The organism is Curtobacterium flaccumfaciens pv. betae (assembly GCF_026241855.1).
Lineage (GTDB): Bacteria > Actinomycetota > Actinomycetes > Actinomycetales > Microbacteriaceae > Curtobacterium > Curtobacterium flaccumfaciens.
This window is the reverse complement of the sequence record NZ_JAPJDC010000001.1, coordinates 1854571-1880667: the sequence shown is the minus strand read 5'-3', so window position 1 is coordinate 1880667 and position 26097 is coordinate 1854571. Positions and strand designations below refer to the sequence as shown.

The window sequence follows — 26097 nt, the reverse complement described above, 5'->3', positions numbered from 1 at the left end:
GTGACCGGTCGACGGTGCCGGTTCGACGAGTCGTGACCGGTGGACGGGCTGGAGACACGGGAGGCGCGGGGCGGGGCTGCCGTGGGCCTCCGGTCGGGCGCGTGGGGGCGGTCAGGACACCCCGCTCGCGTCCGCCGAGTGGTCGCGAACCGTCGGTTGGCAGGGCCGCAGCCGACGGTTCGCGACCGGTCGACGGACGTGCCGCGCGGGGCCCTGCCGCTAGCCGGCGCTGACGCGGTAGACGTCGTAGACGGCGTCGATGCGTCGCACCGCGTTCAGGACGCGGTCGAGGTGGATGGTGTCGCCCATCTCGAACACGAACCGGCTGAGCGCGAGACGGTCGGACGAGGTCGACACCGTCGCGGACAGGATGTTCACGTGGTGGTCGGTCAGCACCCGGGTGACGTCGCTGAGCAGGCCTGACCGATCGAGCGCCTCGATCTGGATCTGCACCAGGAACACCGACTTCGACGACGGGGCCCACTCGACCTCGATCATCCGGTCGGGTTCGTTCATGAGGGACTTCACGTTGGTGCACGACGACTGGTGCACGGAGACGCCCTGGCCTCGGGTGATGAAGCCCACGATCTGGTCGCCCGGCACCGGCGTGCAGCACTTCGCGAGTTTCACGAGGATGTCGGGCGCACCGCGGACGAGCACGCCGCTGTCGCTCGTGCGCAGCTGACGACTGGTGACCTGGCGCGGGAACGCGAGTTCCGGCTCGTCCGTCTCGGTCTCGGTCTGGACGTTGCCGAGGACCTTCTCGATGACCGACTGCGTCGACACGTGGCCTTCGCCGATGGCGGCGTACAGGGCGGAGACGTCCTCGTACCGCATCGACGAGGCGACCTCGGCGATGCTGTCCTGGCTCATGATGCGTTGGAGCGGCAGGTTCTGCTTGCGCATCGCCCGGGCGATGGCGTCGCGACCCTGCTCGATCGCCTCTTCGCGGCGCTCCTTGGTGAACCACTGCTTGATCTTGTTGCGCGCACGGGGGCTGCGGACGAACTGCAGCCAGTCCTGCGAGGGGCCGGAGTCGGGGTTCTTCGACGTGAAGATCTCGACGACGTCGCCGCTGGACAGCTGGCTCTCGAGCGGGACGAGACGGCCGTTGACCTTCGCACCCATCGTGCGGTGGCCGATCTCGGTGTGCACCGCGTAGGCGAAGTCGACCGGGGTGGCTCCGGCGGGGAGACCGATGACCTTGCCCTGCGGCGTGAAGACGTAGGTCTCCTTGGCGCCGATCTCGTAGCGCAGCGAGTCGAGGAACTCGCCCGGGTCGCTGGTCTCGGCCTGCCAGTCGGTGATGTGGGCGAGCCACGCCATGTCCTGGTCGTCCGTGGTCGACGAGGTACCGGCGTCACGGCCGGCAGCCCGCTGCTTGTACTTCCAGTGGGCGGCGACACCGAACTCGGCGCGCTGGTGCATCTCGTGTGTGCGGATCTGGATCTCGACCGCACGACCCTGCGGTCCGAGCACCGTGGTGTGCAACGACTGGTACAGGTTGAACTTGGGGGTCGCGATGTAGTCCTTGAACCGACCGGGCAGCGGGGTCCAGCGGGCGTGCACCGAGCCGAGCATGGCGTAGCAGTCGCGGACGGTCGGCACGAGCACGCGGATGCCGACGAGGTCGTAGATCTCGTCGAACTCGCGACCCCGCACGATCATCTTCTGGTAGATCGAGTAGTACTGCTTCGGCCGGCCCATGACGTCGCCACGGACCTTGGCGGCCTTCAGGTCCTTCTTCAGGGTGCCGATGACGTTCTGGACGAACTGCTCGCGCTTCGGCTGGCGTTCCTTGACCAGGCTGTCGATCTCGACGTAGAGCTTCGGGTGCAGGACTGCGAACGACAGGTCCTCGAGCTCGAGCTTGATCATCTGGATGCCGAGCCGGTGCGCGAGCGGCGCGTAGATCTCGAGCGTCTCCTTCGCCTTGCGCGTGGCGGAGGCGGACTCGACGAAGCCCCACGTGCGGGCGTTGTGCAGGCGGTCGGCGAGCTTGATGACGAGGACGCGGATGTCCTTCGACATGGCGATGACCATCTTGCGGACGGTCTCCGCCTGCGCGCTGTCGCCGTACTTGACCTTGTCGAGCTTGGTGACGCCGTCGACGAGCATCGCGATCTCGTCGCCGAAGTCGGCCCGCAGCTGGTCGAGCTGGTAGTCGGTGTCCTCGACGGTGTCGTGCAGGAGCGCCGCCGCGATGGTGATCGTGCCGATGCCGAGGTCGGCCAGGATCTGCGCGACCGCGACCGGGTGCGTGATGTACGGCTCACCGGACTTGCGCTTCTGACCGTCGTGTGCGCGCTCGGCGACCGAGTACGCACGCTCGATGAGCGTCACGTCGGCCTTGGGGTGGTGCGAGCGGACCGTGCGGATCAGCGTGTCCACCGCGCCGGCCGGCTGGGCCCGCGAGAACAGGCGCGGCAGCAGTGAGCGGAGGGAACCGAGGTTGCCGGTGGTGTTCGGACCGATCGGGCTCGAGGGCCGCGGAGCGGAACCCGGGCGGCTCGGCGCGGACGGCTCTTCGCGGGTGTCCGTCATGATGCGCCTCCCAGGACTCGGTCCGAGAGCTCGATCCGAGCTCGATCCGACAAGACTACGCGTCCCCGGTCAGTGCCCGTGACGTGGTTCGCCCTGGGCGTCGCGCTCCACCGGCGCCCCCGCCTGCTCCCACGCGAGCATGCCGCCGGAGAGGTTGACGGCCGGCACGCCAGACTGCTCGAGCGCCGCGACGATGCGCGATGACCGGCCGCCGGAGTGGCAGACGATGATGGCCGGCTGGTCGCCGCCGTCGATCTCCTGCCAGCGGTCCACGAACTCCGACATCGGCACGAGCGTGGCCTGGGGAGCGTGGACCTCGTCCCACTCCCCCTGCTCGCGGACGTCGAACAGGCGGGCTCCGGCGTCGAGGCGGCGCTGCGCCTCGGCGACGTCGATCTCCTGGATCTCGATGGGCATCAGACGCTCGCCTCTGCCGCGTCGACCTCACGCCGGCGCTTCTCGGCCGCCGCGGTCTTCTTGGCGTCGGACTCCTTGATCTTCGGCTCGTTCTCACGCAGCTGCGCGTACATCGGCGACGCGATGAAGATCGTCGAGTAAGTGCCGACGATGATGCCGATGAACAGTGCGAGCGAGATGTCGCGCAGGGTACCGGCGCCGAGCACGTACGACCCGATGAAGAGGATCGCCGCGACCGGCAGCAGTGCCACGACCGAGGTGTTGATCGACCGGACGAGGGTCTGGTTCACCGCGAGGTTGACCGACTGCTTGAACGTCCGGATGGATTCCTGCGCGGTGTTCTCACGCACCTTGTCGAAGACCACCACGGTGTCGTAGAGCGAGTACCCGAGGATCGTCAGGAACCCGATGACCGCCGCGGGAGTGACCTCGAGCCCGACGATGCCGTACACGCCGGCCGTGATGAGCAGGTCGTGCAGCAGCGCCGCCATCGCGGACAGCGACATCTTCCAGGTGCGGAAGTACAGCGTCATGAAGACCGCGGCGAGGGCGAGGAAGATCACGAGACCACGGATGGCCTGCGCGAGCACGTCGGCACCCCACGTCGCACCGATGAAGGTCGCGGCGACCTGGCTCTCCGGGACGTCGTAGGCCTTCGCCAGTGCGTCCTGCACCTCGGTGGTCTGCCGGTCGGTGAGCTGCCCGGTCTGCACGCGGATGCCGTGCGTGCCGAGCTGCGAGACGCGCGGGATCGACTCCGGGACGACGTCCTCGACGGTCTCGGTGGCGAGGTTCTGGTCGAGCGTCTTGACGTCGGAGATCGTGAACTCCGAGCCGCCGGTGAACTCGATGCCGAGCTGGTACCCGCCACGGAGCCACGGGGTGACGAGCGAGATCACGATCATCACGAGGGCGATCAGGTACCAGGTCTTCCGGCGCCCGATGATGTCGTACGACCGCTTCCCCGTGTAGAGGTCGCTGCCGAACTGGCTGAAGCTGGCCATCAGTCGTCCTTCCCGTCCGGCGTCGAGCCGTTGTCGCCGGAGGCCTGCTGGGCCTTCCGCTCCGCGATCGTCTGTCGGCGCTGTGCCTCACCGGCACTGCGCTGGCGCTTGCCGTCCACGACGGGTGCGCGGAACTGGGCGCGCCCCCGGTAGACGGCACCGAGTGCTGCCGGGTCGAGACCACTGAACCGGTGCCCCTCGCCGAAGAACCGGCTGCGGGCGATGAGCTGCATCATCGGGTGGGTGAAGAGCGCGACCACCACGATGTCGATCAGGGTCGTGAGGAGCAGCGTGAACGCGAAGCCCTTCACGTCGGCGACCGCGAGCACGTAGAGCGTGACGGCGGCGAGGAAGTTCACCGCGTCGGACGCCAGGATCGTGCGGAGGGCGCGCTTCCAGCCGGACTCGACCGCGCTCTCGAGGGCACGGCCGTCCCGGAGTTCGTCACGGATGCGCTCGAAGTAGACGATGAACGAGTCCGCCGTGATGCCGATCGCGACGATCAGACCCGCCACACCCGCCAAGGACAGGCGGTAGTCGACGCGCCACGACATGATCGCGATCACCAGGTAGGTGAGGACCGCGGCGATCCCGAGCGACAGCACGGTGACGAACGCCAGGGCCCGGTACTGGATGACCGAGTAGATGATCACCAGGATCAGCCCGATCAGGCCGGCGACGAGGCCTCCGATGAGCTGCGCGGTGCCGAGCGTCGCCGAGATGTTCTCGTTCGACTGCACCTGGAAGTTGATCGGCAGCGCACCGTACTTGAGCTGGTCCGCCAGCGTCTTCGACGACTCGGCCGTGAACGAGCCGGTGATCTGCGCCTTGCCGTTCGTGATCGCGGAGTTCGTCGTCGGTGCGGTGATGACCGAACCGTCGAGCACGATCGCGAACTGGTTCTGCGGCTGCTGGAGCGAGACGAGACGGTTCGTGACGGTGCGGAAGTCCTTCGAACCCTCGCCGTTGAACGTCAGGTTGACTGCCCACTGGCCGGTCGACGTGCCCTGCGAGTCGGTGGCGAGACCCGAGGTGGCGTTGCTGATGTCGGCACCGGAGACCTCGACCGGTCCGAGGATGTACTTCCCCGCGCCGTCCTGGTCACAGGTGACCAGGGGCTCGTCGTCGGGCGCCGTGGTGACGTCGTCCGGAGCAGCGCAGTTGTAGTTGGTGTACAGGTCCTGCAGCTTCGGCGTGACCCAGTTCAGGTCGCTCGCGTTGGTCGGCTTCGCGCTCGGCGTCGCGGCGAGCGAGGCCGGCGGCGAGTACGGCGTGGCCGATGCGGTGCCCTTGCCGTCGTCACCGACGGCGGAGTTCGTCGCGGCCTCGGTGAAGAGCACCGGACGGAAGGTCAGCTTCGCGGCTGCCTCGATGCGGTCGATCGTGGCCTTGTCGGGACGACCCGGGATCGAGACGACGATGTTGTTCGCGCCCTGGGTGTTGATCTCGGACTCGGAGACACCGGTGGCGTCGATGCGCTGGCGGATGATGTTCACCGCCTGCTGCAGCTGCTGCGAGGTGACGGAGTCGCCCTCGGTGTTCTGCGCCGCGAGGGTCAGCTGCGTGCCGCCCTGCAGGTCCAGAGCCAGCTCCGGCACCCAGCTCGCGCCCTGGTACCACTTGTCGGTGTCGTCCTTCGAAGAGCCGGCGAGGATCGACGCGGCGGTGTTCACGCCGGCGAGGATCGCCATCAGGATCACCAACCAGGTGAGCGAGCGCAGCGCCTTCTTGACGGGTGTCGATCGTGCCACCGGTCGTCTCGTCTTTCTGTTCAGGACCGTCGGCACACCGTGCGACGGCAGAGGGAAGCCGCCGGGTCAGACGACCCGGCGGCCGAGGGCGTCAGTCGTCGGACTTGCGCTTCGTGGCGTCGGACTCGTCGACACGGTCGGTGTCGACCCGCTCGCCGTAGACCGGCTCACCGTTGAGCTCGGCCACCGGCTTCGGCTCGTCGTCGGTGGTCGTGGTGGTCTCGACGTCGGACGCGTTGTCGTCGACGACGCGCGACAGGGTCTGACGGTGCACGGTGACGATGGTCCCCGGCGCGATCTCGACGTCAGCGGTGACCTTCTCCTCGTTCACGGAGAGGAGCGTGCCGTAGAGGCCGAAGGACAGCATGACCTTGGCGCCCGGGACCATCTTGTCCACGAGCTCGGCCTGCTGCTTCTTGCGCTTGCGGCTGTTGTAGAACATGAAGGCCGCGAACGCCACGACGATGACGATGAGGATGACTTCTTGACCCATGATGCGTTGCCTTCTCTGGTTGCTCGGTTTCGGGCCGTAGCAGTCTAGGGCACGCCGGTGTCCGTGGCATGTCACCCGACTGATCGGCGGTCAGGCGGTGGGTTCCGGGTCGTCGAAGAGCCCTGGCTGCCCGCCGTCGCCCTGCCCCGGGGTGAGGCCGAGGTGTCGCCAGGCCCGCGGTGTCGCGATGCGCCCGCGGGGGGTGCGGGTCACGAGTCCGACGCGGACGAGGAACGGTTCGACGACCGACTCGATGGTCTCGGATTCCTCGCCGACCGAGACCGCGAGGGTGTTCAGGCCGACCGGGCCCCCGTCGAACCGGGTCAGCATGGTCTCGACGACGGCTCGGTCGAGCCGGTCGAGCCCGAGTTCGTCGACGTCGTACAGGTCGAGCGCACCCTGGACCGCGGCCATGCCTTCGGTGGTGCGGTGCACGAGGGCGTAGTCGCGCACCCGGCGGAGCAAGCGGTTCGCGATGCGTGGGGTGCCACGGGAGCGTCCGGCGATCTCGCGCAGGGCGGTCCGGTCGATGTCGAGTTCGAGCAGGTGGGCCGCACGGATCAGGACCTGCTCGAGCTCGTCCTTCTCGTAGAACTCGAGGTGGGCGGTGAACCCGAAGCGGTCGCGCAGCGGGTTCGGCAGCAGGCCGGCCCGGGTGGTGGCCCCGACGAGCGTGAACGGCGCGAGGTCGAGCGGGATGCTCGTGGCACCCGCGCCCTTGCCCACCATCACGTCGATGCGGAAGTCCTCCATCGCCAGGTAGAGCATCTCTTCTGCCGAGCGGGCCATGCGGTGGATCTCGTCGATGAACAGCACCTCGCCCGGGACCAGGGACGACAGCACGGCGGCGAGGTCACCGGCGTGCTGGATGGCCGGGCCGCTCGACATGCGCAGCGGTCGCCCGGTCTCGTGCGCGACGATCATCGCGAGCGTGGTCTTGCCGAGGCCGGGAGGACCCGCCATCAGGATGTGGTCGGGCGTGCGCTCCTGCATGCCCGCGGCCTTGAGGAGCAGGTCGAGCTGCCCGCGGACCTTGCGCTGCCCGACGAACTCGTCGAGCGAGCGCGGGCGGAGCGCACCTTCGAACGCGAGTTCTTCCTGCGACTCGGCGCCGGCGGAGGTGATGCCGCTCACCGGCCGGCTGCCGCGGGTCGGAGCGCACCGAGGGCGGCGCGGAGCAGGGCCTGGGTGCCCATCGCGGCGGCGCCGGGCTCGTTGGCGACGGCGTCGTCCACCGCGGTCTGCGCCGCGTCTTCGCGCCAGCCGAGACCGATGAGCGCCGAGACGACGTCGACCGCGGCGGGGTGGACTGCGGTACCCCGTGCGGCGGCGACCACGGCAGCCTGCTCGAAGGCCACGAGCTTGCCGGAGAGCGCGACGATGATGAGCTTGGCGGTCTTCGGGCCGATGCCGGAGACCTTGCGGAACGCGCCGTCGTCCTCGTTCGCGACGGCGTTCGCGATCTGTGCCGGGTCCATGTGGGCCAGGACGCCCATCGCGGACTTCGGGCCGACGCCGGAGACCCCGCGGAGCAGGTCGAACACCTGCAGCGCGTCGGTCGACTCGAAGCCGAAGAGCAGGTGCTCGTCCTCGCGCACGATCATGGCGGTCCGCACGAACACCTCGGACCCGTGGCGCATCGTCAGCGCGTGTGCGGGGGTCACGGTGACGGCGTACCCGACTCCCCCGACCTCGATCACCACGGCCGAGCCGGCGATGTCGATGCAGGTGCCCCGGAGACTCGCGATCATGCTCCGAGCCTAGGGCCGCCCACCGACGACGCCGACCTGCCACGCTGCGGGCGGGCCGCGGCGGCGGCCGCGCGGGCCAGCGGCGAGTCGACGGTGCCGCCCTGCGCGTCCCGCCAGGCGCGCTGTGCGGGGGTGAGGTTCGTGGCACGCGAGCCGGCGGCATCAGGTGATCCGAGCCTCCAGGCATGGCACACGGCCAACGCGAGAGCATCGGCGGCGTCGGCCGGCTTCGGGGCCTCGTCGAGCCCGAGCACGCGCGCGATCATGGTCTGCACCTGACGCTTGTCGGCGTTGCCGTAGCCGGTGACGGCGGCCTTGACCTCGGACGGCGTGTGCAGCCCGACGGGCAGGCCGCGGGCGGCCGCGGCGTGCAGCGCCAGGCCGGCCGCCTGCGCGGTCCCCATCACGGTGCGGACGTTCGCCTGCGCGAACACCCGCTCGACGGCGACCGCATCGGGGTGGTGCTCGTCGATCTCGGCAGCGATGCCGTCGGCGATGCGGAGCAGCCGCTGCTCGAGCGGCATGTCCGGCGGGGTGCGCACGACCGTGACGTGGACGAGTCGTGCGCGCCGGTTCGGTGCGACCTCGACGACGCCGACGCCGCACCGGGTGAGCCCGGGGTCCACCCCGAGCACACGGAGCACGGCTACTCGCCCTCGTCCTCGTCGAGCTCGGCCTGGACGTCCGCGGGGATGTCGAAGTTCGAGTAGACGTTCTGCACGTCGTCGGAGTCCTCGAGCGCGTCGATCAGGCGGAACACCTTGCGGGCGGTCTCGGCGTCGACCGGGACCTTGAGGCCGGGGACGAACTCGGCGTCGGCGGAGTCGTAGTCGATGCCGGCGTCCTGCAGTGCGGTGCGGGCGGCGACCAGGTCGCTCGCCTCGGTGATGATCTCGAAGCCGCCGCCCTGGTCGATGACGTCCTCGACACCGGCGTCCAGCACCGCGGTCATCACGGTGTCCTCGTCGAGGCCGTCGGTCTTCGTGACCGAGATGACGCCCTTGCGCGAGAAGTTGTAGGCGACGCTGCCCGGGTCGGCCATGGTGCCGCCGTTGCGCGACATCGCGGTCCGGACCTCGGCCGCGGCACGGTTCTTGTTGTCCGTGAGGCACTCGATGAGCATCGCGACGCCGTTGGGGCCGTAGCCCTCGTACATGATCGTCGTGTACTCGATGGTCTCGCCCGTGAGACCCGCACCGCGCTTGACGGCGCGGTCGATGTTGTCGTTGGGGACCGAGGTCTTCTTCGCCTTCTGCACGGCGTCGACCAGGGTCGGGTTGCCGGACATGTCGGCACCGCCCATCTTCGCGGCGACCTCGATGTTCTTGATCAGCTTGGCGAACGACTTGGCACGGCGCTGGTCGATGACCGCCTTCTTGTGCTTGGTCGTTGCCCACTTGGAATGCCCGGACACGGTTCTCCTTGCGTCTTGCGGAAAGTCCCGCTCAGTTTAGCGGCCCTGTGGGCCGAACACCGGCCTGGAGGCGCGGCGCGGCTTCCGTCCCGTCGGTGCGGCAGGTGGGCGGTCACGCCTCAGGCGCTGCGCACCAGGTCGAGGAACCGGCGGTGGAAGCGGTCCTCGCCGGCGACCTCGGGGTGGAACGCGCTGGCGATGACGTTGCCCTGCTGCACCGCCACGACCTGCCCGTCCGGCAGCGCACCGAGGACGTGGACGTCGTCGCCGCGCTGCTCCACGACGGGGGCCCGGATGAACACCGCGTGCACCGGGGCCTCTCCGAGGTCGGGCATCGGGATGTCGATCTCGAACGAGTCGTTCTGCGCTCCGAACGCGTTGCGGCGCACGGTGGTGTCGAGCACGTCGAGGGTCTGCTGCCCGTTGATGCCGTCGGTGATCCGCGACGAGAGCATGATCATGCCCGCGCAGGTGCCGTAGGTGGGCAGGCCACCGCGGATCGCGTCGGCGAGGGGCTCGGCGACGCCGAACGCGCGGGACAGCTTGTCCATCACGCTGGACTCACCCCCGGGGATCACGACACCGTCGAGGGTCTCGATCTCCTCCGGGCGACGCAGCGGCACCACGTCGGCGCCGAGCTCGGTCAGCGAGGCGATGTGCTCGCGGAAGTCGCCCTGCAGCGCCAGGACCCCGATGCGGGGCCGAGCGCCGCTCGTCGGGCTACCAGCCACGCTCGGCGAGGCGGTGCGGTGCGGGGACGTCGGCGACGTTGATGCCGACCATCGCCTCGCCCAGACCACGGGAGACCTCGGCGATGACCCGGGGGTCGTCGTGGAAGGTCGTCGCCTTGACGATCGCGGCGGCACGGGCCGCCGGGTCGCCGGACTTGAAGATGCCGGACCCGACGAAGACACCGTCGGCGCCGAGCTGCATCATCATCGCGGCGTCGGCCGGGGTGGCGACACCACCGGCGGTGAACAGGACGACGGGGAGCTTGCCGGTGCGGGCGACTTCCTGCACGACGTCGATCGGCGCCTGGAGCTCCTTGGCGGCGACGTAGAGCTCGTCGTCACGCAGGTTGCGGAGCGCCGCGATCTCCTTGGTGATGGTGCGGATGTGCTTGGTGGCCTCGGACACGTCGCCCGTGCCGGCCTCGCCCTTGGAACGGATCATGGCCGCACCCTCGGTGATGCGACGGAGCGCCTCGCCCAGGTTGGTGGCACCGCAGACGAAGGGGGTGGTGAACTTCCACTTGTCGATGTGGTTCACGTAGTCGGCCGGCGACAGCACCTCGGACTCGTCGATGTAGTCGACACCGAGCTCCTGCAGCACCTGCGCCTCGACGAAGTGGCCGATGCGGGCCTTCGCCATGACGGGGATCGACACCGCGGCGATGATCTCCTCGATCATCGAGGGGTCGGACATGCGGGCGACGCCGCCCTGCGCACGGATGTCGGCGGGGACGCGCTCGAGGGCCATGACGGCGGTCGCACCGGCTTCTTCCGCGATGCGGGCCTGCTCGGCGTCGACGACGTCCATGATCACGCCGCCCTTGAGCATCTCGGCGAGTCCGCGCTTGACGCGGTCGGAGCCGGTGATCGAGGTGCCAGGGGTGCCGGAGGTGCTGGTGCTGTCGCTCATGATGCCGACCAGTCTAGTGCGCCCGGGGCCACCCGTCGGCGACGAGTCGACGGGTCTCGCCGAGCAACTGCGACATGGACTTGGTCCGGGCGATGATCGGGAAGAAGTTCGCGTCCGACTGCCACCGCGGGACGATGTGCTGGTGCAGGTGTGCGGCCACGCCGGCACCGGCGACCTCGCCCTGGTTCATGCCGATGTTGAAGCCGTCGCAGTGCGACACCTCGCGCAGCACCCGCATGGCGGTCTGGGTCAGCTCGCCGATCTCGCGCAGCTCGTCCGGCGTGGCCTCGTCGTAGAGCGGGACGTGACGGTACGGGCAGACGAGCAGGTGCCCGTTGTTGTACGGGAACAGGTTGAGCAGCACGTAGGCGTGCTCGCCCCGGGCCACGATCAGGGCGTCCTCGTCGGACATCCGCGGGGCTTCGCAGAACGGGCAGTCGTCGTCGTGCCCGCGACCCCGGCCTTCGCGGCCGGCGTCGATGTAGGCCATCCGGTGCGGGTTCCAGAGCCGCTGGAACGCGTCCGGGACGGCTGCGCCGGTGGCCGCGTCGCGGATCACCAGCGGATCGGTGTCCGCGCCCTCGGTGTCCGCGGCCGCGGTCGGACCGGCCACGTCGTCGACGTGACCGGTCCCCGCGGCCTGCTCCGGGCCTCCCGACGGTGCCATCAGACCTGCGCGCGCTCGCGGATCGCGGTGAGGATGCGGTCCACGGCCTCGTCGACGGGCACCGCGTTGTCCTGGCGGCCGTCGCGGAAGCGGAAGCTGACGGCGCCGGCGTCGCGGTCGTCGCCACCGGCGATGAGCTGGAACGGCACCTTCGCCTTGGTGTGCGTGCGGATCTTCTTCTGCATGCGGTCGTCCGAGTGGTCGACCTCGGCGCGGACGCCGTGGGCACGGAGCTTCGCGATGACCTCGTCGAGGTAGTCGCCGTACTCGGCCGCGACCGGGATGCCGACGACCTGGACGGGCGACAGCCACGCCGGGAACGCGCCCGCGTAGTGCTCGGTGAGGACCCCGAAGAAGCGCTCGATCGAGCCGAACAGCGCGCGGTGGATCATCACCGGACGCTGGCGCGAGCCGTCGGCCGCGGTGTAGTCGATGCCGAAGCGCTCGGGCAGGTTGAAGTCGAGCTGCACGGTCGACATCTGCCACGTGCGGCCGATGGCGTCGCGGGCCTGCACCGAGATCTTCGGGCCGTAGAACGCCGCACCGGCGGGGTCCGGCACCAGCTCGAGGCCGGACTCCTCGGCGACCTGGCGCAGGGTGTTCGTCGCGACGTCCCAGATCTCGTCGTCACCGACGTACTTCTCCGGGTCCTTCGTGGAGAGCTCGAGGTAGAAGTCGTCGAGGCCGTAGTCGCGCAGGAGCGAGAGCACGAACGCGAGGGTCGTTGTCAGCTCCTCCTTCATCTTCTCCTGCGTGGTGAAGATGTGCGCGTCGTCCTGGGTCAGGCCGCGCACGCGCGTGAGGCCGTGGATGACGCCGGACTTCTCGTTGCGGTACACCGTGCCGAACTCGAACATCCGGAGCGGCAGGTCGCGGTAGGAGCGGGGCTGCGACCGGTACGCCAGGATGTGCATCGGGCAGTTCATCGGCTTGAGGTAGTAGTCGGCGCCCTGCCGGGTGACGTTGCCGTCCTCGTCCTTGGCCTCGTCCATGTGCATGGCCGGGAACATGCCGTCCTTGTACCAGCCGAGGTGCCCGGAGGTCTCGAACAGGTCGCCCTTGGTGATGTGGGGCGTGTAGACGAACGAGTAGCCGTTCTCCTCGTGCCGACGGCGCGAGTAGTCCTCCATCTCGCGGCGGATGATGCCGCCCTTCGGGTGGAAGATCGCCAGGCCGGAACCGATCTCGTCGGGGAACGAGAACAGGTCGAGTTCGGCGCCGAGCTTGCGGTGGTCGCGCTTGGCGGCTTCCTCGAGGCGCACGAGGTACGCCTTGAGCTGGTCCTTGTCGGGCCAGGCGGTGCCGTAGATGCGCTGCAGCTGCGGGTTCTTCTCGGAGCCGCGCCAGTACGCGGCGGCGACGCGCATGAGCTTGGCGGCGTTGCCGATCCAGCGGGTGTGCGGGACGTGCGGGCCGCGGCAGAGGTCCTGCCAGAGCACCTCGCCCGACTTCGGGTCGACGTTCTCGTACACGGTCAGCTCGCCGGCGCCGACCTCGACGCTCTCGCCGGAGTCGCCGTCGGACGCCGCACCCTTGAGGCCGATGAGCTCCTGCTTGTAGGGCTCCCCCGCCATCAGCTCGCGTGCCTGCTCGTCGGTGACGACCACGCGACGGAAGCGCTGGGCCTGCTTGACGATGCGGTCCATGCCCTTCTCGATCGCCTTGAGGTCTTCGGGGGTGAAGGGCTCGGCGACGTCGAAGTCGTAGTAGAAGCCGTCGGTGACGGGCGGCCCGATGCCGAGCTTGGCGTCCGGGTTGATCTGCTGCACGGCCTGCGCCAGCACGTGGGCTGCCGAGTGCCGCAGGATGTCGAGCCCGTCCTGCTCCTGCAGGGTGACGGCCTCGGCGGTCTCGCCGGCCTGCACGTCCGCCGCGAGGTCCTTCAGCACACCGTCGACGCGGATCGCGACGACGCCGCGCTCACCGTCGAAGAGCTCGGTGCCGGTCGTGGTCGTCGTCGCGGTCCGGGGCTCGGGTGCCTGGGGAAGCTCGGCGGGCGCGGGTGCGACTGACTCGGTCACGATGATGGGACTCCTCGATCGAAATGGTGCGTCAAGACTAGTGCGAGACGTGCTCGCGTGCGGACGCCGGGGATGCGCCTGTGGAGAGAGCGAATGGGCGCCCCGACCGGACGGTTGCCCGCGCTCAGGCCGGGACGGCGCCGAGCGTCGCGACGGGCAGCCGCGGCTCGATACGCTCGCGCCCGTTCAGGCCGTCGAGCTCGAGCAGGGCGGCGAAGCCGATGGCCTGGTACCCGGCGCGTTCGAGCAGCGTGATGGTGGCGGCGCCGGTCCCCCCGGTGGCCAGGACGTCGTCGACGACGAGCACCCGGGTGCCGGCGGGCAGCTGACCCGGCCGCAGTTCGAGTTCGGCCTCGCCGTACTCGAGCGCGTACTGCTCGCTGAGGACCTCGCCGGGGAGCTTGCCCGCCTTGCGCACGGTGAGCACGCCGACCTGGTGCTGGGCGGCGATGCCCCCGGCCAGCGCGAAGCCCCGGGCCTCGATGCCCGCGACCGCGTCGAACCCGGCTCCGACCGCGAACGGTGCCGCGAGTGCTTCGCACACGCGGCCGAACGCGACGGCGTCGGAGAACACCGGCGTCACGTCACGGAAGAGCACCCCCGGCTTCGGGAAGTCCGGCACGAGGGCGGTGAGGCGTTCGACGAGTGCAGCTGCGGTTTCGGTCACCCGCCAACGGTACGGGAGGCCCGGGGTGCGTCCGGACGCCCCGCACGGTGCGAGGGTGGCCCGGCGTGGTGCGAGGTTCCGGACGTGGTGCCACCCCGAGGGGCGGTCACGGAGTACGGAACCTCGCACCATGCGTGCGAGCGTGTGGCGCCGCCGACGCAGCACCGCGGGTCAGCGCCACATCCGCATGGCGGCGCCCTGGGTGATCCAGTCGGCCTCGCGCTGCTGGCGTTCGCGCTCGAGGCGGGCCAGCGTGGCGAGGTCGACCTCGGGCCGCTCCTTGCGGGTGCGTCGGCTCCAGATGATGAGCGACATCCCGACTCGGAGTGCGATGCGGTCGGCGAGTGAGACCCGGCGGCGCACCGCGCGGGTATCGGGTGGACGGGTGGTGGTCTTCGTGGACACGGTGTTCCCCTTCAGGGCACGGCAGAGCTGCCCGGGTGTCGGGCAGGACGAATCCGCCCGGGTTGCGGGCAGCAGGAATTGAATGCGTGAGAATGCACTCCGGGATGGTCCGGAAATGTTCGGACAACGATCGCGGAATGCTCGTCGACACCGAGAGCGTCGCACTGTCCACCGACATTCTTCCGGCGTCGTCCGCGCAGATCGGACGGCACGCATCGACGAGTCGACGAGCCGTTCAGCAGACGAACGAACCGGTGCTGCGCGAGCCTGATCGGCTCAGCGCACGGTGCCCGGAGGCACAGGTGTCAGGAGAGTGGGACGCCCCGGGTCAGCGGACGCGGAACGGGGTACCGACGCGTCCACGGATTCCACGGAACGGAGTGGTCGTTGTGATCATCATGGGTCGGCCCCCTTTCGGTCTCGAGCTGGCGGAGTCGTCCGGGTCGAATGTTCGACCGTTCGCGACGAGTGAACACTATCGGCACCGCAATTCGGAGCGCAACCCCTTTTCCGGAAAACGTCCGGAATTGCATTCCCGAACACCGCGGCGGTCCGTGCACGCCGAAGGCCCGGTACCGAATCGGTACCGGGCCCTCGTGTGTGCGTGCGACCGGACTAGACCGCCGCGTGCTCCGCGACGCTCGCCGTCAGGGAGTCACCCTCGACGTCGATCCGCACGGTGTCACCCGCGGTGACCCCGCCCTCGACCACCAGGGTCGCGATGCGGTCGTCGACCTCGCGCTGGATGAGCCGACGGAGCGGGCGGGCGCCGTACTCCGGCTCGTACCCGTGCTCGGCGAGCCAGTCGACCGCCGCGTCGGACACCGAAAGGAGCATGTCCTGTGCGACCAGCCGGAGCGCCGTGTCCTGCAGCAGCAGCGACACGATCGACGCGATCTGGGATCGGTCGAGCTTGCGGAACAGCACGATCTCGTCGATGCGGTTGATGAACTCGGGCCGCATCGCCTCGCGCAGCTTGCCCATGACGCGGGCCCGCAGGTCGTCTTCCGCGTAGCCGTCCGTCGCGCCGACCGGGGAGAACCCGAGCGCTCCCGAGCGGGAGGCCAGGAACTCCGAGCCGATGTTCGACGTCATGATGACGACGGTGTTCCGGAAGTCGACCGTCCGCCCCTGCCCGTCGGTGAGCCGGCCGTCGTCGAGGACCTGCAGCAGCAGGTTGAAGACGTCCGGGTGGGCCTTCTCGACCTCGTCGAGCAGGATCACCGAGTACGGGTTGCGGCGGACACGTTCGGTGAGCTGGCCGGCCTCGTCGTAGCCGACGTACCCGGGAGGGGCACCGACCAGGCGGGACACGGTGTGGCGTTCGCCGAACTCGCTCATGTCGAAGCGGAGCATCGCTGACTCGTCACCGAACAGCGACGACGCCAGGGCCTTCGCGAGTTCGGTCTTGCCGACGCCCGTCGGGCCGAGGAACAGGAAGCTGCCCACCGGACGACGCGGGTCGCCCATGCCGGTCCGGCTGCGTCGCACCGCCTTCGCGATCGCCCGCACGGCGTCGTCCTGGCCGACGACTCGGTCGTGCAGCTCGGACTCGAGCGCGGCGAGCCGCGTCTTGTCGGCCGAGCCGAGGCGGGTCACCGGGATCCCGGTGGCACGCGACACGACGGCGGCGATGTCGGCCTCCGTGATCGAGGTGTCCGCGGACTCCTGACGGGAGGCGCGGCTGGCGTCCGCCGACGAGGCGGCGGTGATCCGGGCCTCCAGTCCGACGATCTCGTCGCGCAGGTCGGACGCTTCCTCGTAGTGCTCCTCGGCGACCGCGCGGTCCTTGCGGGCCGTCAGGTCGGTGACCTGGGCACGCAGCGCCTCGACGTCGACGTCGCCCGACAGGGCGAGGCGACGGCGTGCACCGGCCTGGTCGATGAGGTCGATGGCCTTGTCCGGCAGGTGCCGGTCGGTCACGTAGCGGTGCGAGAGCTCGACGGCGGCGCGGAGCGCCTCGGGCGTGTAGGCGACGCCGTGGTGCTCCTCGTAGCGCGGGGCGAGGCCGGTCAGGATCGCGACGGCGTCCTCGACGTTCGGCTCCCCCACCGTGACGGGCTGGAACCGGCGCTCGAGCGCGGCGTCCTTCTCGATCCGGCGGTACTCGTTGAGCGTCGTCGCGCCGACCAGGTGCAGGTCGCCGCGGGCGAGTCGGGGCTTGAGGATGTTGCCGGCGTCCATCGAGCCGCCCTCGCCGCCGCCACCTGCGCCGACGACGGTGTGGAGCTCGTCGACGAAGACGATGAGCTCGTCGGCGTGCGCCGCGATCTCGTCCATCGCCTTGGTGAGGCGCTCCTCGAAGTCGCCGCGGTAGCGGGTGCCGGAGAGCATGCCGGGCAGGTCGAGCGCGACGACCCGCTTGCCCTGCAACAGGGCGGGGACGTCACCGTCGACGATGCGCTGGGCGAGGCCATCGACGATCGCGGTCTTGCCGACGCCGGGCTCACCGATCAGCACCGGGTTGTTCTTGGTGCGGCGGAGCAGGATCTCGACGGTCTGCTCGATCTCGTCGGCGCGGCCGATCACCGGGTCGACGTGCCCGTCACGGGCGCGCTGGGTGAGGTCGGTGCCGAACTGGTCGAGCGTCGGGGTGTCGCTGTCGGTGGCCTGGTCGGTGTCGACGGCGTCGGGTGTTCCGGGCATGGGGCGCCCCTCTCGTGCTGCTGCCGCGGCCTGCTGGGCGTAGTCCTGCATGACCTGCGGGGTGATCCCGGCGCTGGCGAGCAGCTGGCCGGTCACGGTCTCCTGGTCCATCACGAGCGCGAAGAAGACGTGCTCGGGGTCGGTGTAGGTGCTGCCGAAGCCCCGCGCTGCCTGCGTCGCCTCGACGAGGATGCGCTGGGCGGTGCCGGTCAGTGCCGGGCGGCCGGTCTGCTCGGCCAGTGGCTCGTGCGCCATCGGCAGGCGCTGCTCGATCTCCTCGGCGAGTCGCCGGGGGTCGACCCCGGCGGAACGCACGACGGCGTCGAACGGTTCGGTGCGGACGAGCACGTGCAGGATGTGCAGTGCGTCGATCTCGCGCTGCCCCTGCGCGACCGCGTACTCGGCGGTGTGCTGGAGCAGCTCGTGGGTCCGGCGGCTGAGCAGCCGGGTGATGTCGACCGGTCGACCGAACGCGCGGACGCGCTGCTGGTCACCGGTGCGCTGTGCCGCGAGCAGTCGGGCGAGGAACTCGTCGAACGAGTCGTTGCTACCGGTCGGGCCGAACGTCTCTGGCAAAGGGACCTCCTGGGGAACTTGAGTGCCTTCGACTCAATGCAACGCAGGAGGGCGGGGGTCATTCCCGAGGCCGGAAAAAACTTGCGGCGGCTCGACTCAGGTTCGCGCGATGGGTGCGGCGACCGCCTCGGTGATCCGCGCGAGGTCCGTCGGTGCCACCTCGACGTCGAATCCGCGACGTCCGCCGGACACGAAGATGCTCGCGTACGACAGCGCCGACTCGTCGAGCACGGTGCGGAGCCGGGTCTTCTGGCCGACCGGGCTGATCCCGCCGACCACGTAGCCCGTGCGCTTCTCGGCGAGGGCGGGATCCGCCAGCGTCGCCTTCTTGCCCCCGACCGCGGCGGCGATCGCCTTGAGGTCGAGCCGGTTCGCCACCGGCACGATCGCGACGGCGAGGGTGCCGTCGACGGAGACGACCAGGGTCTTGAAGACCTGCTCCTCGCGCAGCCCGAGGGCGGCGGCCGCCTCTTCTCCGAAGTTGGTGGCGCTCTCGTGGTGCTCGTACACGTGCGGCGTGTACGGGACCCCGGCCGCCTCGAGCGCGACGGTCGCTGGGGTGCTCGGCGAACCTGCGGTCATGGCGTGATCCTCCCCCGCCGCACCTTCCGGTCCTCGACGGCACGCGGGCGTTACGCTGAACGGACCATGACCGCCGTCCTGCTGCTGCTCCGCGCCACCGCCGCGCTGGTGCTCGGCGACCCGGCCGCCGGGGTGCTGCCCCTGCTGGCCGTGGCGGCACTCGGGCTGACCGCGGTCGCCGTGACCGTCGTCGTCGCCCGACTGCTCGTCGCGGTGCTCGCGGCCGTCCTCGGGGTCGGATCGGCATCCGTGTCGGATCGGTCGGCGGTGCCCGACCTGGTCACCCGGATCGGGTGGAGCCACCCCGACGCCGACGGCCACGTCCGCTCACGGGCACCGGGGGTCGCGACCCCGGCCTGACCACCGACCGGTGGCCGGGCCGCTCGCGCACCCCGCTGACCCACCACTGATCGGAACCGTCATGGACCTGTCCACCCTGCCCCTCGTCGGCCCGCTGCTGCACGGCGGCGCGGACCTCGTCACCGCCCTCACCGCGGCGCTCTCCCCCGTCGCCGGCTCGTTCGCCGCGTCGATCGCCGTCGTGCTCCTCACCCTGGCCGTCCGCCTGGTGCTCGTCCCGCTGTCCGTGCTGCAGGTGCGGGCCGAACGGGACCGCCGGCGCCTCGCGCCCCGGCTCGCGGCGCTCCGGAAGCGCCACGGCCGCGACACCCAGCGGCTGCAGCGAGCGGTGCAGCAGCTGTACACCGACGAGAAGGTCTCGCCGCTGGCCGGCTGCCTGCCCGTCCTGGCGCAGGCACCCGTGGTGTCGCTCGTCTACGCGCTGTTCACGCACGCCTCGATCGACGGCACCGCGAACGCCCTGTTGGAGGCGACGCTCGTCGGGGTCCCGCTCGGCCACTCGCTCGTCGTCACGCTCACGTCGCCGCTGTGGGTGCACGCCTGGGTGGTGCTGGTCCTGCTGGCGGTGCTGGCGGTCGTCGTCGAGCTCAGCCGCCGGTCGAACGCCCACTGGAACCCGGTGCCGGCGCCGGAACCGGGGGTCCCCGGGGCCGCCGCGACCGCCGCCGTGGGGCGGTACGTGCCGTTCATCACGGTCGTCTTCGCGGCGATCGCACCACTCGCCGCCGCGCTCTACGTCGTGACGAGTGCGGCCTGGACCTACGGCGAACGCGCCGTGCTGCGACGGGTGGTCCGCTAGCCGCCCTGGCCCTCCTGCTGCGGTCCCTGGTCGACCGGGTCGTACTCGGTGCCGCGGCCCTGCTCCTCGTCGGCGGTCGGCACGTGACGTTCCGTGCCGGCGCCGCCGGGGCTGGTCGCGACGTAGTCGGCCTCGCCGGACTGCGTGTCGTGGCTCAGCGGCTCGAGGGTCTCGGCGTCGGCGTCGTGCTGCGGCATGGGGTCGGTGCTCATGCACCACGCCTACTCCCTCGTTCTGGGTGCGCGCGCACGGCTGCGCGGTGCCACGATGGACCTGTCCACGCGACCGGCAGAGCGGGAGTGCGCATGGCCCACGACGACGTGGCAGCGGAACGGGCATGGCTCGAGGCCGTCGCCTGGGGAGCAGGATCGAGCCCGGCGGACGCGGCGCGCGCCCGGATCGCCCTGCAGGACCTGGAACGCGGACGGCGACCCCGTGCGCGTGCGGACGCGACGGCGCGGTATCCACTGCCGGGAGGCCCGGATCCGGTCCGCACGTCCGTCCCGTCCGCGACGCGATCGGGTCCAGGGCACGCGTCCGTGACCGCGCAGGCGCCCGCGCCCGGTCCGGTGTCCTCGCCCGCCGGCGCGGCGGCGGTGCCTGCCGGAGCCGACGGGTCGGAGGCGACCGACGGCGGTGGGGGCGACCACGTCGACGACGCGAGGGGCTCTGGCGGGGACGAGCCGGGCCTCCAGGCCGAGCCGACCGGACTGACCCGGTGGCGGCGGTGGTTGTGGACGGAACGACCACGCGCCTGGATCGCGGGCGGCGCGGCAGCGGCGGTGGGCGTCGCGTTCGCCGCCGGGACGCTCGTCGGGACGGCGCGACCGGACGTTGCCGCAGCGCCGAGCGTCACGCCGACCGCGGGGACGATCACGCTCGAGCAGCTGCTCGACGTCCCGCAGACGTACGCCGACCAGCTGCCGGGGCCGGTCGCTGCGCCGGTGAGTCTCCACACGACGCGACTGGTCTTCACGAACCGGGCGCTCGACGGCGGGACCGCCGAGACGCCCTGGAACGTCTGGGCCGGCATCGGGACGGACCGGTCGACGATCTGCCTGGTGGCGACGGCGGACCGCATCGAGTCGTCGACGGCGTGCTTCCCGCGGCAGGCGGCGCTGCACGGATCGGTGTCGATGTCCGCGCAGTCCAGGAGCGGCACGTTGACGATCGAGCTGCGCGGCGGCGGGGTCCAGGGCCGGGTGACGAACGAGTACTGAGGGAGCGACCGGCAGCTGAGTGTTTCGTTGGAGCGCTCCGATGTATTTGCTGGATGCCCTCGCGAGAGCCGTTCCGTCGTGCAACACTGGATGAGCGCACTCGTCGTGGAGTCGTACCCACATCATCCACATCCGCCAGCGAGCGCGCCCCGCAGACCCTCCCGGTCACCGCCGTCAGAACGATCGGCATCGTCGCGCGCTCCACCGTGCCTCGGAGGAGGTCAGCAGCGTGTCCACCAACACCACCACCTCGGCCGTGTCGACCCACACGCGGCCGATCACCGTCACCAGCCAGTCGATCGTCGGCATCGCCGTGCTCGGACTGGCCACGTTCTTCGCCATCACCACCGAGCTCATGCCCGTCGGGCTGCTCGGCACGATGAGCGCCGACCTCGGCGTGACCGAGGCCACCATGGGCATCGTCATCACCGTGTACGCCGCGGCCGTCGCGCTCCTCGCGCTGCCGCTCACCGCGTTCACCGCGAAGCTGCCCCGCAAGACCGTGCTCGTCGCCACGCTCGTCGGCTACACCGTGTCGAACCTGATGGTCGCGCTCGCACCGTCCTTCGCCGTGGTCTGCGCCGGACGCGTGGTCGGCGGCATCGCGCACGCACTGTTCTTCTCGGTCGCCTCGGCGTACGCCACCCGGATCGTCCCGCCTCGGCTGGCGGGACGGGCGATCGCGTTCGTGTACTCGGGCAGCTCACTCGGGTTCGTGCTCGGCGTGCCCGTCGCGACCTGGGTCGCGCAGCACATCGGCTGGCGCCAGGCCGTGTTCTCCGTCGGTGTCGCCGCAGCGGCACTCGCGGTCGTCGCCCTGCTGTTCCTGCCCGCCGTCCGCGGTGCCTCGTCGCCGCACATCGGTTCGCCGAAGGCCTGGGCACGTACCGGACTGCTGTCCGTCGTGATCGCCGACATGCTGCTGTTCGGCGGGCACTACGTCGTCTACACCTACATCGGGCCGTACGCGATCGACGCCGGGCTCGACGCCGGCATGGTGAGCGGGGCGCTGCTCGTGCTCGGTGGCACCGGTGTCGTCGGGCTCTGGCTCGCCGGCATGTTCGTCGACCGTGCGCCCCGGCAGACGCTGATCGCCTCGGTCGCCGTGATGGTCGTGGCCTTCGCGACGATGCCGTTCGTGCACGGCTCCCTGATGGGGACGATGGTCGTCGCCGGGGTCTGGATGGCCGCGAACGGCACGACCGGCACGCTCTTCATGGCTGCGGCGATCCGTGCCGGAGGCGTCTCCCCCGACATCGCCGGCGCGCTGGTCAACGGCGCGTCGAACATCGGCATCGCCGGTGGTGCGGCGTTCGGCGGGCAGGCCCTCGGGATCGTCGGGCTGCAGTACCTGCCGTTCGCCGGTGCCGCGGTGCTGGTCGGCGCACTCGGGGTCGTCGTGCTGGCGCGCCGTGGGTTCCCGGTGCACACGCACACGCAGGAGCACCTGTCGACCTCGTCCATCGAGGCCATCACGTCCTCGCTCGCTGTCGTCACCACGTCGGTGCCGGTCGTCGGGCGGGCGATCCAGACGGTCACGGGGTCGATCGGCGTCGCCACGGGTTCGGTGCGGCGGCCGCGGACGCGCTAGGAGCCGGCGGCGGTCGGCGCGTCGACCGGTCACGACTTGCCGTCGGCGGGGCGTCGGGGGTGCTCGAACTGTTGTCTGCGGGGGCGGCGGGCGACGGTTTGCGACCCCTCGGCGTCCCCGCGGCGGCGTGTTGTGCGGCGGCGGGGACGCGCGCGGTGCCCGGGCCTCGAGTGGTCACGACTTGCCGTTGGTGAGGCGTCGGGGGCGCTCGAACTGTCGCCTACGGGGGCGGCGGGCGACGGTTCGTGACCCCTCAGCGGACGCGGGGGGCGTGTTGTGCGGCTGCGGCGGACGCGGGGGGGCGTGTTGTGCGGCTGCGGGGACACGCGCGGTGCCCGGGCCCCGAGTGGTCACGGCATGCCGTCGGCGGGGCGTCCGGGGTGCTTGAACTGTCGTCTCACGGGGCGGCGGGCGACGGTTCGTGACCCCTCAGCGTCCCCGCGGCGGCGTGTTGCGCGGCTGCGGCGGACGCGCGCAGTGCCCGGGCCTCGAGTGGTCACGACTTGCCGTTGGCGGGGCGTCGGGGGTGCTCGAACTGTCGTCTGCCGGGGTCGGCGGGCGACGGTTTGCGACCACTCGGCGGACGCGGGGGCGGCGGGCGACGGTTCGTGACCCCTCGGCGGACCCGGGCGGCGTGTCCTGCGCCCGCCGCGCGGTCAGTCCTGCAGGTGGTCCGTGCGGCGGCGGTTGCGCACCGCGCGGTAGGTCAGCAGCGCCGCACCGAGCAGCACGAGCACCCCGGCGGCGATGAGTCCCGGGCCGAGGTCCGCGCCCGTGTAGGCGAGCGGTCCACCGTCCCCCGCATCGCCCTGGCCCGAGACCGGCGCGGAGCCGGAGCCCGACCCGGCGGCGGGGCCGGTCGGGGCCGCCGAAGGAGAACCGCTCGGCGACTCCGACGGCGACGGTGCGGGAGCCGGAGCCGCCGCAGCCCGCACCACGAACGCCAGCGGCGTCGCAGCCCCGGACTCCGGGGTGACGACGGTCGCCGTCTCTGCCCCCTCGACGTCGACCGAGACGGCGTACTCCGTCGTGGGCTCCAGTCCGGTCAGGTCGAACGCACCGTCGTCGTCCGTGACGACCGACACGGGATCGCCGGACTGCGGGTCCGTCGGAGTCGCGACGACCTCGACGTCGGGAACGGGTTCGCCGTTCGTGTCGACGACCGTGCCGGGCTGGTCGGTGGTGACCTCGGCGGCGGGGGCTGCGGAGGCGAACGGCAGGTCGGACGAAGCACGCTCGCCAGCGACGGCCGGCACACCGGTGTTCGACGTCGCCCCGGTCGCCCCTGGCTCGGGTCGTTCGGTCCGGACGGTGTACGTGCCCGCCGCGGTGGCGAAGACGTACCGACCGTCAGCGTCGGTCTCCGTCGATGCGACCACGGCGCCCGTGCCGTCGACGAGTTCGACCACCGCTCCAGCGGGCACGGGTGAACCGTCGAGCGAGACCACACCGGCGACCGTCGCGACGACGGCGGCCGGGGCTTCGACCTCGTCGGGGACTGCCGGTGCCGCGTCGTCGTCGCCGGTGGTGATGGTCACGGGCGGCTCGTCGGCGACGGACACGTCGAGGTTGGTGTCCGCCGGCAGGTCCGAGCCGGTGTAGACGCCTTCGCTGTTCGTCGTCGTGTCGACGAGGACGTCCCCGGAGTCCGGGTCGGTGATGACGACCTCGAGGTTCGAGACCGGTCGGCCGTCCTCGTCGACCACGGTGCCGATGACCGACACGGTGTCCTCCGGCGACGTGAACGCGAAGTCGGCCTGCTGGTCCACGCCGCCCGGCGAGCCGGTCTGCGCGAGGGAGACCCTCGTGGGCTGGTCAGGGCCCTCGGCACCGTCCGGCGGGGTGATCTCGACGCGGTAGTTCGCGATGACCGGCAGCTGCGGGAACGCGTAGGTGCCGTCGGCGTTGGTCGTCGTCGTGTACACGGTGCCGCGCGGAGCGGTGACGCGGACGATCGCCCCGGGGATCGGCGCTCCGTCGAGGGTCGCCGTGCCGGTGATCGCGGCGGTGCGGTTGGCGAACCAGGTCTGGTACACCGGGAAACCGCTGCGCTGCTGGTACGTGATCGTCAGGCTGGTGAGCGAGACGGTCGGCGTGAACCACGCCGTGGCGCCGGCGGTGTCGACCGCGCCGGTGTTGCACGTCAGGGTCCGGGTGGCGGGGTCCCAGGAGGGCAGGTCCCGCCCGGTCGTGCCGTCGGGGTCGGCGGTGCACGACGGTCCTCCGGCGACGGCGGCCGAGCACGAGTTGTAGGAGCTCACGTAGCCGAGCTGCTCCGCGGTCGCGGCGCCGCCCCCGGAGACGGTGGCCGAGATGGTCGCACGATCGGCGTCGACGTCGCCGAGCACGAACGACCAGCTCTGGGCGCCCGGTGTCGGCTCGGCGAACGTGTAGGTGGTCGTCGATGCGCCGGACGTGGGCGAGTCGACGTTCGGCCGCTGGTTCATGTAGGTCTGGCCGCGGCTCGTCCCGTAGACCGCGCCCGACGGGGTCGACGCCGACTGCCAGGTCGATGCCCCGCTGACGACGGTCGACTGCCGGGAGTCCGACGTGAAGGTCGTCTCGGGGAACCCGGCGAGCGTCATCGTGCCGGTGTAGGCCCGGCTCGCTCCGCTGAGGGTGAAGGCCCCCCAGTTGCCGACCGGCTCCGCCGACGCACTGGTCGCGCCGCCGATCGAGAGTCCTGCTCCGAGTGCGAGGGCCGTCAGCCCAGCCGTGATCGCGCGCCAGCGCCGCATGCGTACTCCCCTGGTGTGGCGCCGGAGAACCCGACACCCCCTCAGACTATCCAGCGGGCTTGGCTCGTGTCCGGGGCACGACACGAGCAAGAAGGTCCCGCCGAGCGGTCACGACCTGCCGCACGCCGATCGCCGAGCGGCCGAGAAGTGTCGCCTGGAGGCCCGCCGGACGACAGTTCGTGACCGCTCGACCGACACGAGCGGCGCGTCAGGAACCGCCAGCACCCCAACCGAGCGCGACCAGGGCGTCGAGCGCTGCGACCTGCCCGGCCACCACCAGCTCCCGCGCCTCGTCGAGGCCGACCCACCGGGCGTCGTCCACCTCGGGCACCTCCACGAACCGCCCCGACCCGCGCGGCAGCTCGAGCCGCACGGTGTTGCTCCGCACGGTGTCGACCGAGAACCCCGACGCCCGTGCCGTGAAGACCCGCACGCGCTTGCCCGACGCCTGCCGGAACTCCCCCAGGTCGGTCAGGTCCGCGGCGCTCACCGGGGCGGGCACGCCGATCTCCTCGGCGAACTCGCGCAGCGCGGTGCCGAGCGGCTCCTCCCCCGCCTCGACCAGCCCCTTCGGGATCGACCAGGCACGCGGCCGGTTTCGCCAGAACGGCCCGCCCATGTGCGCGAGGAAGACCTCGGGCCCGGACGGACCGGTCCGGTGCAGCAACAGTCCGGCGCTCACGACCACGCCCCGAGACTACGCAGACCCGGACGGGAGGCCCGGATCACCACACACGCGCCGCGCACCACCCGACGTGCCCGGTCCCACCGCCGGTTCCCCACGCCCGCGCCGGGAGTACCGTGTGGCGC

24 protein-coding genes are annotated in these 26097 nt (G+C 70.9%); 4 read left to right on the top strand and 20 right to left on the bottom strand.

Annotation, left to right across the window (positions count from 1 at the left end; genetic code table 11):
• Window positions 1-219: 219 nt before the first annotated feature.
• The 17 genes from ORG17_RS08945 to ybaK form a co-directional block, all read right to left on the bottom strand.
• Window positions 220-2544, bottom strand: a complete 2325-nt coding sequence (locus ORG17_RS08945) for a RelA/SpoT family protein (protein WP_231495664.1) — start codon at window positions 2542-2544, stop codon at window positions 220-222.
• A 69-nt stretch (window positions 2545-2613) separates the two neighbouring features.
• The gene (locus tag ORG17_RS08940; protein WP_027465606.1) at window positions 2614-2961 is read right to left on the bottom strand and encodes a rhodanese-like domain-containing protein; all 348 of its coding nucleotides are present in this window, start codon (window positions 2959-2961) and stop codon (window positions 2614-2616) included.
• Entirely contained in the window at window positions 2961-3965 is a 1005-nt protein-coding gene (gene secF, locus ORG17_RS08935; RefSeq protein ID WP_111057120.1) for a protein translocase subunit SecF, read from the bottom strand. Before secF ends, ORG17_RS08940 begins: the two co-directional genes overlap by 1 nt.
• Window positions 3965-5716 carry a protein translocase subunit SecD gene (secD, locus tag ORG17_RS08930; protein ID WP_110860016.1) on the bottom strand — a complete coding sequence of 584 codons (1752 nt, stop codon included), beginning with the start codon at window positions 5714-5716 and terminating at the stop codon, window positions 3965-3967. The genes secF and secD overlap by 1 nt, the downstream gene beginning before the upstream one ends.
• A gap of 91 nt (window positions 5717-5807) precedes the next feature.
• Complete coding sequence (locus tag ORG17_RS08925; RefSeq protein ID WP_214527043.1) at window positions 5808-6209, bottom strand: preprotein translocase subunit YajC; 402 nt, start codon at window positions 6207-6209, stop codon at window positions 5808-5810.
• Window positions 6210-6299: 90 nt separating this feature from the next.
• The gene (gene ruvB, locus ORG17_RS08920) at window positions 6300-7343 is read right to left on the bottom strand and encodes a Holliday junction branch migration DNA helicase RuvB (RefSeq protein ID WP_214527041.1); all 1044 of its coding nucleotides are present in this window, start codon (window positions 7341-7343) and stop codon (window positions 6300-6302) included.
• The gene (gene ruvA, locus ORG17_RS08915; RefSeq protein ID WP_027465602.1) at window positions 7340-7960 is read right to left on the bottom strand and encodes a Holliday junction branch migration protein RuvA; all 621 of its coding nucleotides are present in this window, start codon (window positions 7958-7960) and stop codon (window positions 7340-7342) included. The genes ruvB and ruvA overlap by 4 nt, the downstream gene beginning before the upstream one ends.
• Complete coding sequence (ruvC, locus tag ORG17_RS08910; protein WP_035808297.1) at window positions 7957-8604, bottom strand: crossover junction endodeoxyribonuclease RuvC; 648 nt, start codon at window positions 8602-8604, stop codon at window positions 7957-7959. Before ruvC ends, ruvA begins: the two co-directional genes overlap by 4 nt.
• Before the next feature lie 2 nt (window positions 8605-8606).
• Complete coding sequence (locus tag ORG17_RS08905) at window positions 8607-9374, bottom strand: YebC/PmpR family DNA-binding transcriptional regulator (RefSeq protein WP_017887357.1); 768 nt, start codon at window positions 9372-9374, stop codon at window positions 8607-8609.
• A gap of 119 nt (window positions 9375-9493) precedes the next feature.
• Window positions 9494-10105 carry a pyridoxal 5'-phosphate synthase glutaminase subunit PdxT gene (pdxT, locus tag ORG17_RS08900; protein WP_027465601.1) on the bottom strand — a complete coding sequence of 204 codons (612 nt, stop codon included), beginning with the start codon at window positions 10103-10105 and terminating at the stop codon, window positions 9494-9496.
• Window positions 10095-11015 (bottom strand): pyridoxal 5'-phosphate synthase lyase subunit PdxS, encoded by a 921-nt coding sequence (gene pdxS / locus ORG17_RS08895; RefSeq protein WP_027465600.1) that lies wholly within the window; start codon window positions 11013-11015, stop codon window positions 10095-10097. The genes pdxT and pdxS overlap by 11 nt, the downstream gene beginning before the upstream one ends.
• Window positions 11016-11028: 13 nt before the next feature.
• A complete protein-coding gene (locus tag ORG17_RS08890; protein WP_250892354.1) occupies window positions 11029-11682 on the bottom strand; it encodes an HIT family protein in 654 nt (217 codons plus the stop codon).
• On the bottom strand, window positions 11682-13703 hold the full coding sequence (thrS, locus tag ORG17_RS08885; RefSeq protein WP_214527039.1) for a threonine--tRNA ligase: 2022 nt from the start codon (window positions 13701-13703) through the stop codon (window positions 11682-11684). Before thrS ends, ORG17_RS08890 begins: the two co-directional genes overlap by 1 nt.
• A gap of 124 nt (window positions 13704-13827) precedes the next feature.
• The gene (locus ORG17_RS08880) at window positions 13828-14370 is read right to left on the bottom strand and encodes an adenine phosphoribosyltransferase (RefSeq protein ID WP_214527037.1); all 543 of its coding nucleotides are present in this window, start codon (window positions 14368-14370) and stop codon (window positions 13828-13830) included.
• 171 nt (window positions 14371-14541) lie between these two features.
• A complete protein-coding gene (locus ORG17_RS08875; protein WP_146238520.1) occupies window positions 14542-14775 on the bottom strand; it encodes a hypothetical protein in 234 nt (77 codons plus the stop codon).
• 615 nt (window positions 14776-15390) lie between these two features.
• A complete protein-coding gene (locus ORG17_RS08870) occupies window positions 15391-17997 on the bottom strand; it encodes an ATP-dependent Clp protease ATP-binding subunit (RefSeq protein ID WP_214527035.1) in 2607 nt (868 codons plus the stop codon).
• 96 nt (window positions 17998-18093) lie between these two features.
• On the bottom strand, window positions 18094-18579 hold the full coding sequence (gene ybaK, locus ORG17_RS08865) for a Cys-tRNA(Pro) deacylase (protein ID WP_071244681.1): 486 nt from the start codon (window positions 18577-18579) through the stop codon (window positions 18094-18096).
• Between the two features lie 66 nt (window positions 18580-18645).
• Here ybaK and ORG17_RS08860 point away from each other — a divergent pair, with 66 nt between their 5' ends.
• Together ORG17_RS08860 and ORG17_RS08855 are read left to right on the top strand one after the other, a co-directional pair.
• Window positions 18646-18939 (top strand): hypothetical protein, encoded by a 294-nt coding sequence (locus tag ORG17_RS08860; RefSeq protein ID WP_110863747.1) that lies wholly within the window; start codon window positions 18646-18648, stop codon window positions 18937-18939.
• Between the two features lie 61 nt (window positions 18940-19000).
• Entirely contained in the window at window positions 19001-19738 is a 738-nt protein-coding gene (locus ORG17_RS08855) for a YidC/Oxa1 family membrane protein insertase (RefSeq protein ID WP_214527033.1), read from the top strand.
• Here ORG17_RS08855 and ORG17_RS08850 read toward each other — a convergent pair.
• Complete coding sequence (locus tag ORG17_RS08850) at window positions 19735-19950, bottom strand: hypothetical protein (RefSeq protein ID WP_027465592.1); 216 nt, start codon at window positions 19948-19950, stop codon at window positions 19735-19737. The two genes, ORG17_RS08855 and ORG17_RS08850, sit on opposite strands and share 4 nt — an antisense overlap.
• A 93-nt stretch (window positions 19951-20043) precedes the next feature.
• Here ORG17_RS08850 and ORG17_RS08845 point away from each other — a divergent pair, with 93 nt between their 5' ends.
• Together ORG17_RS08845 and ORG17_RS08840 are read left to right on the top strand one after the other, a co-directional pair.
• A complete protein-coding gene (locus ORG17_RS08845) occupies window positions 20044-20958 on the top strand; it encodes a hypothetical protein (protein WP_214527032.1) in 915 nt (304 codons plus the stop codon).
• A gap of 229 nt (window positions 20959-21187) precedes the next feature.
• Complete coding sequence (locus tag ORG17_RS08840) at window positions 21188-22549, top strand: MFS transporter (protein WP_111057129.1); 1362 nt, start codon at window positions 21188-21190, stop codon at window positions 22547-22549.
• A gap of 656 nt (window positions 22550-23205) precedes the next feature.
• Here ORG17_RS08840 and ORG17_RS08835 read toward each other — a convergent pair.
• Both ORG17_RS08835 and ORG17_RS08830 read right to left on the bottom strand, forming a co-directional pair.
• Window positions 23206-25287, bottom strand: a complete 2082-nt coding sequence (locus tag ORG17_RS08835; RefSeq protein WP_214527030.1) for an MSCRAMM family protein — start codon at window positions 25285-25287, stop codon at window positions 23206-23208.
• A 208-nt stretch (window positions 25288-25495) separates the two neighbouring features.
• Window positions 25496-25975, bottom strand: coding sequence for an NUDIX domain-containing protein (locus ORG17_RS08830; protein WP_301565218.1), 480 nt, complete (start codon window positions 25973-25975; stop codon window positions 25496-25498).
• Window positions 25976-26097: the final 122 nt, after the last annotated feature.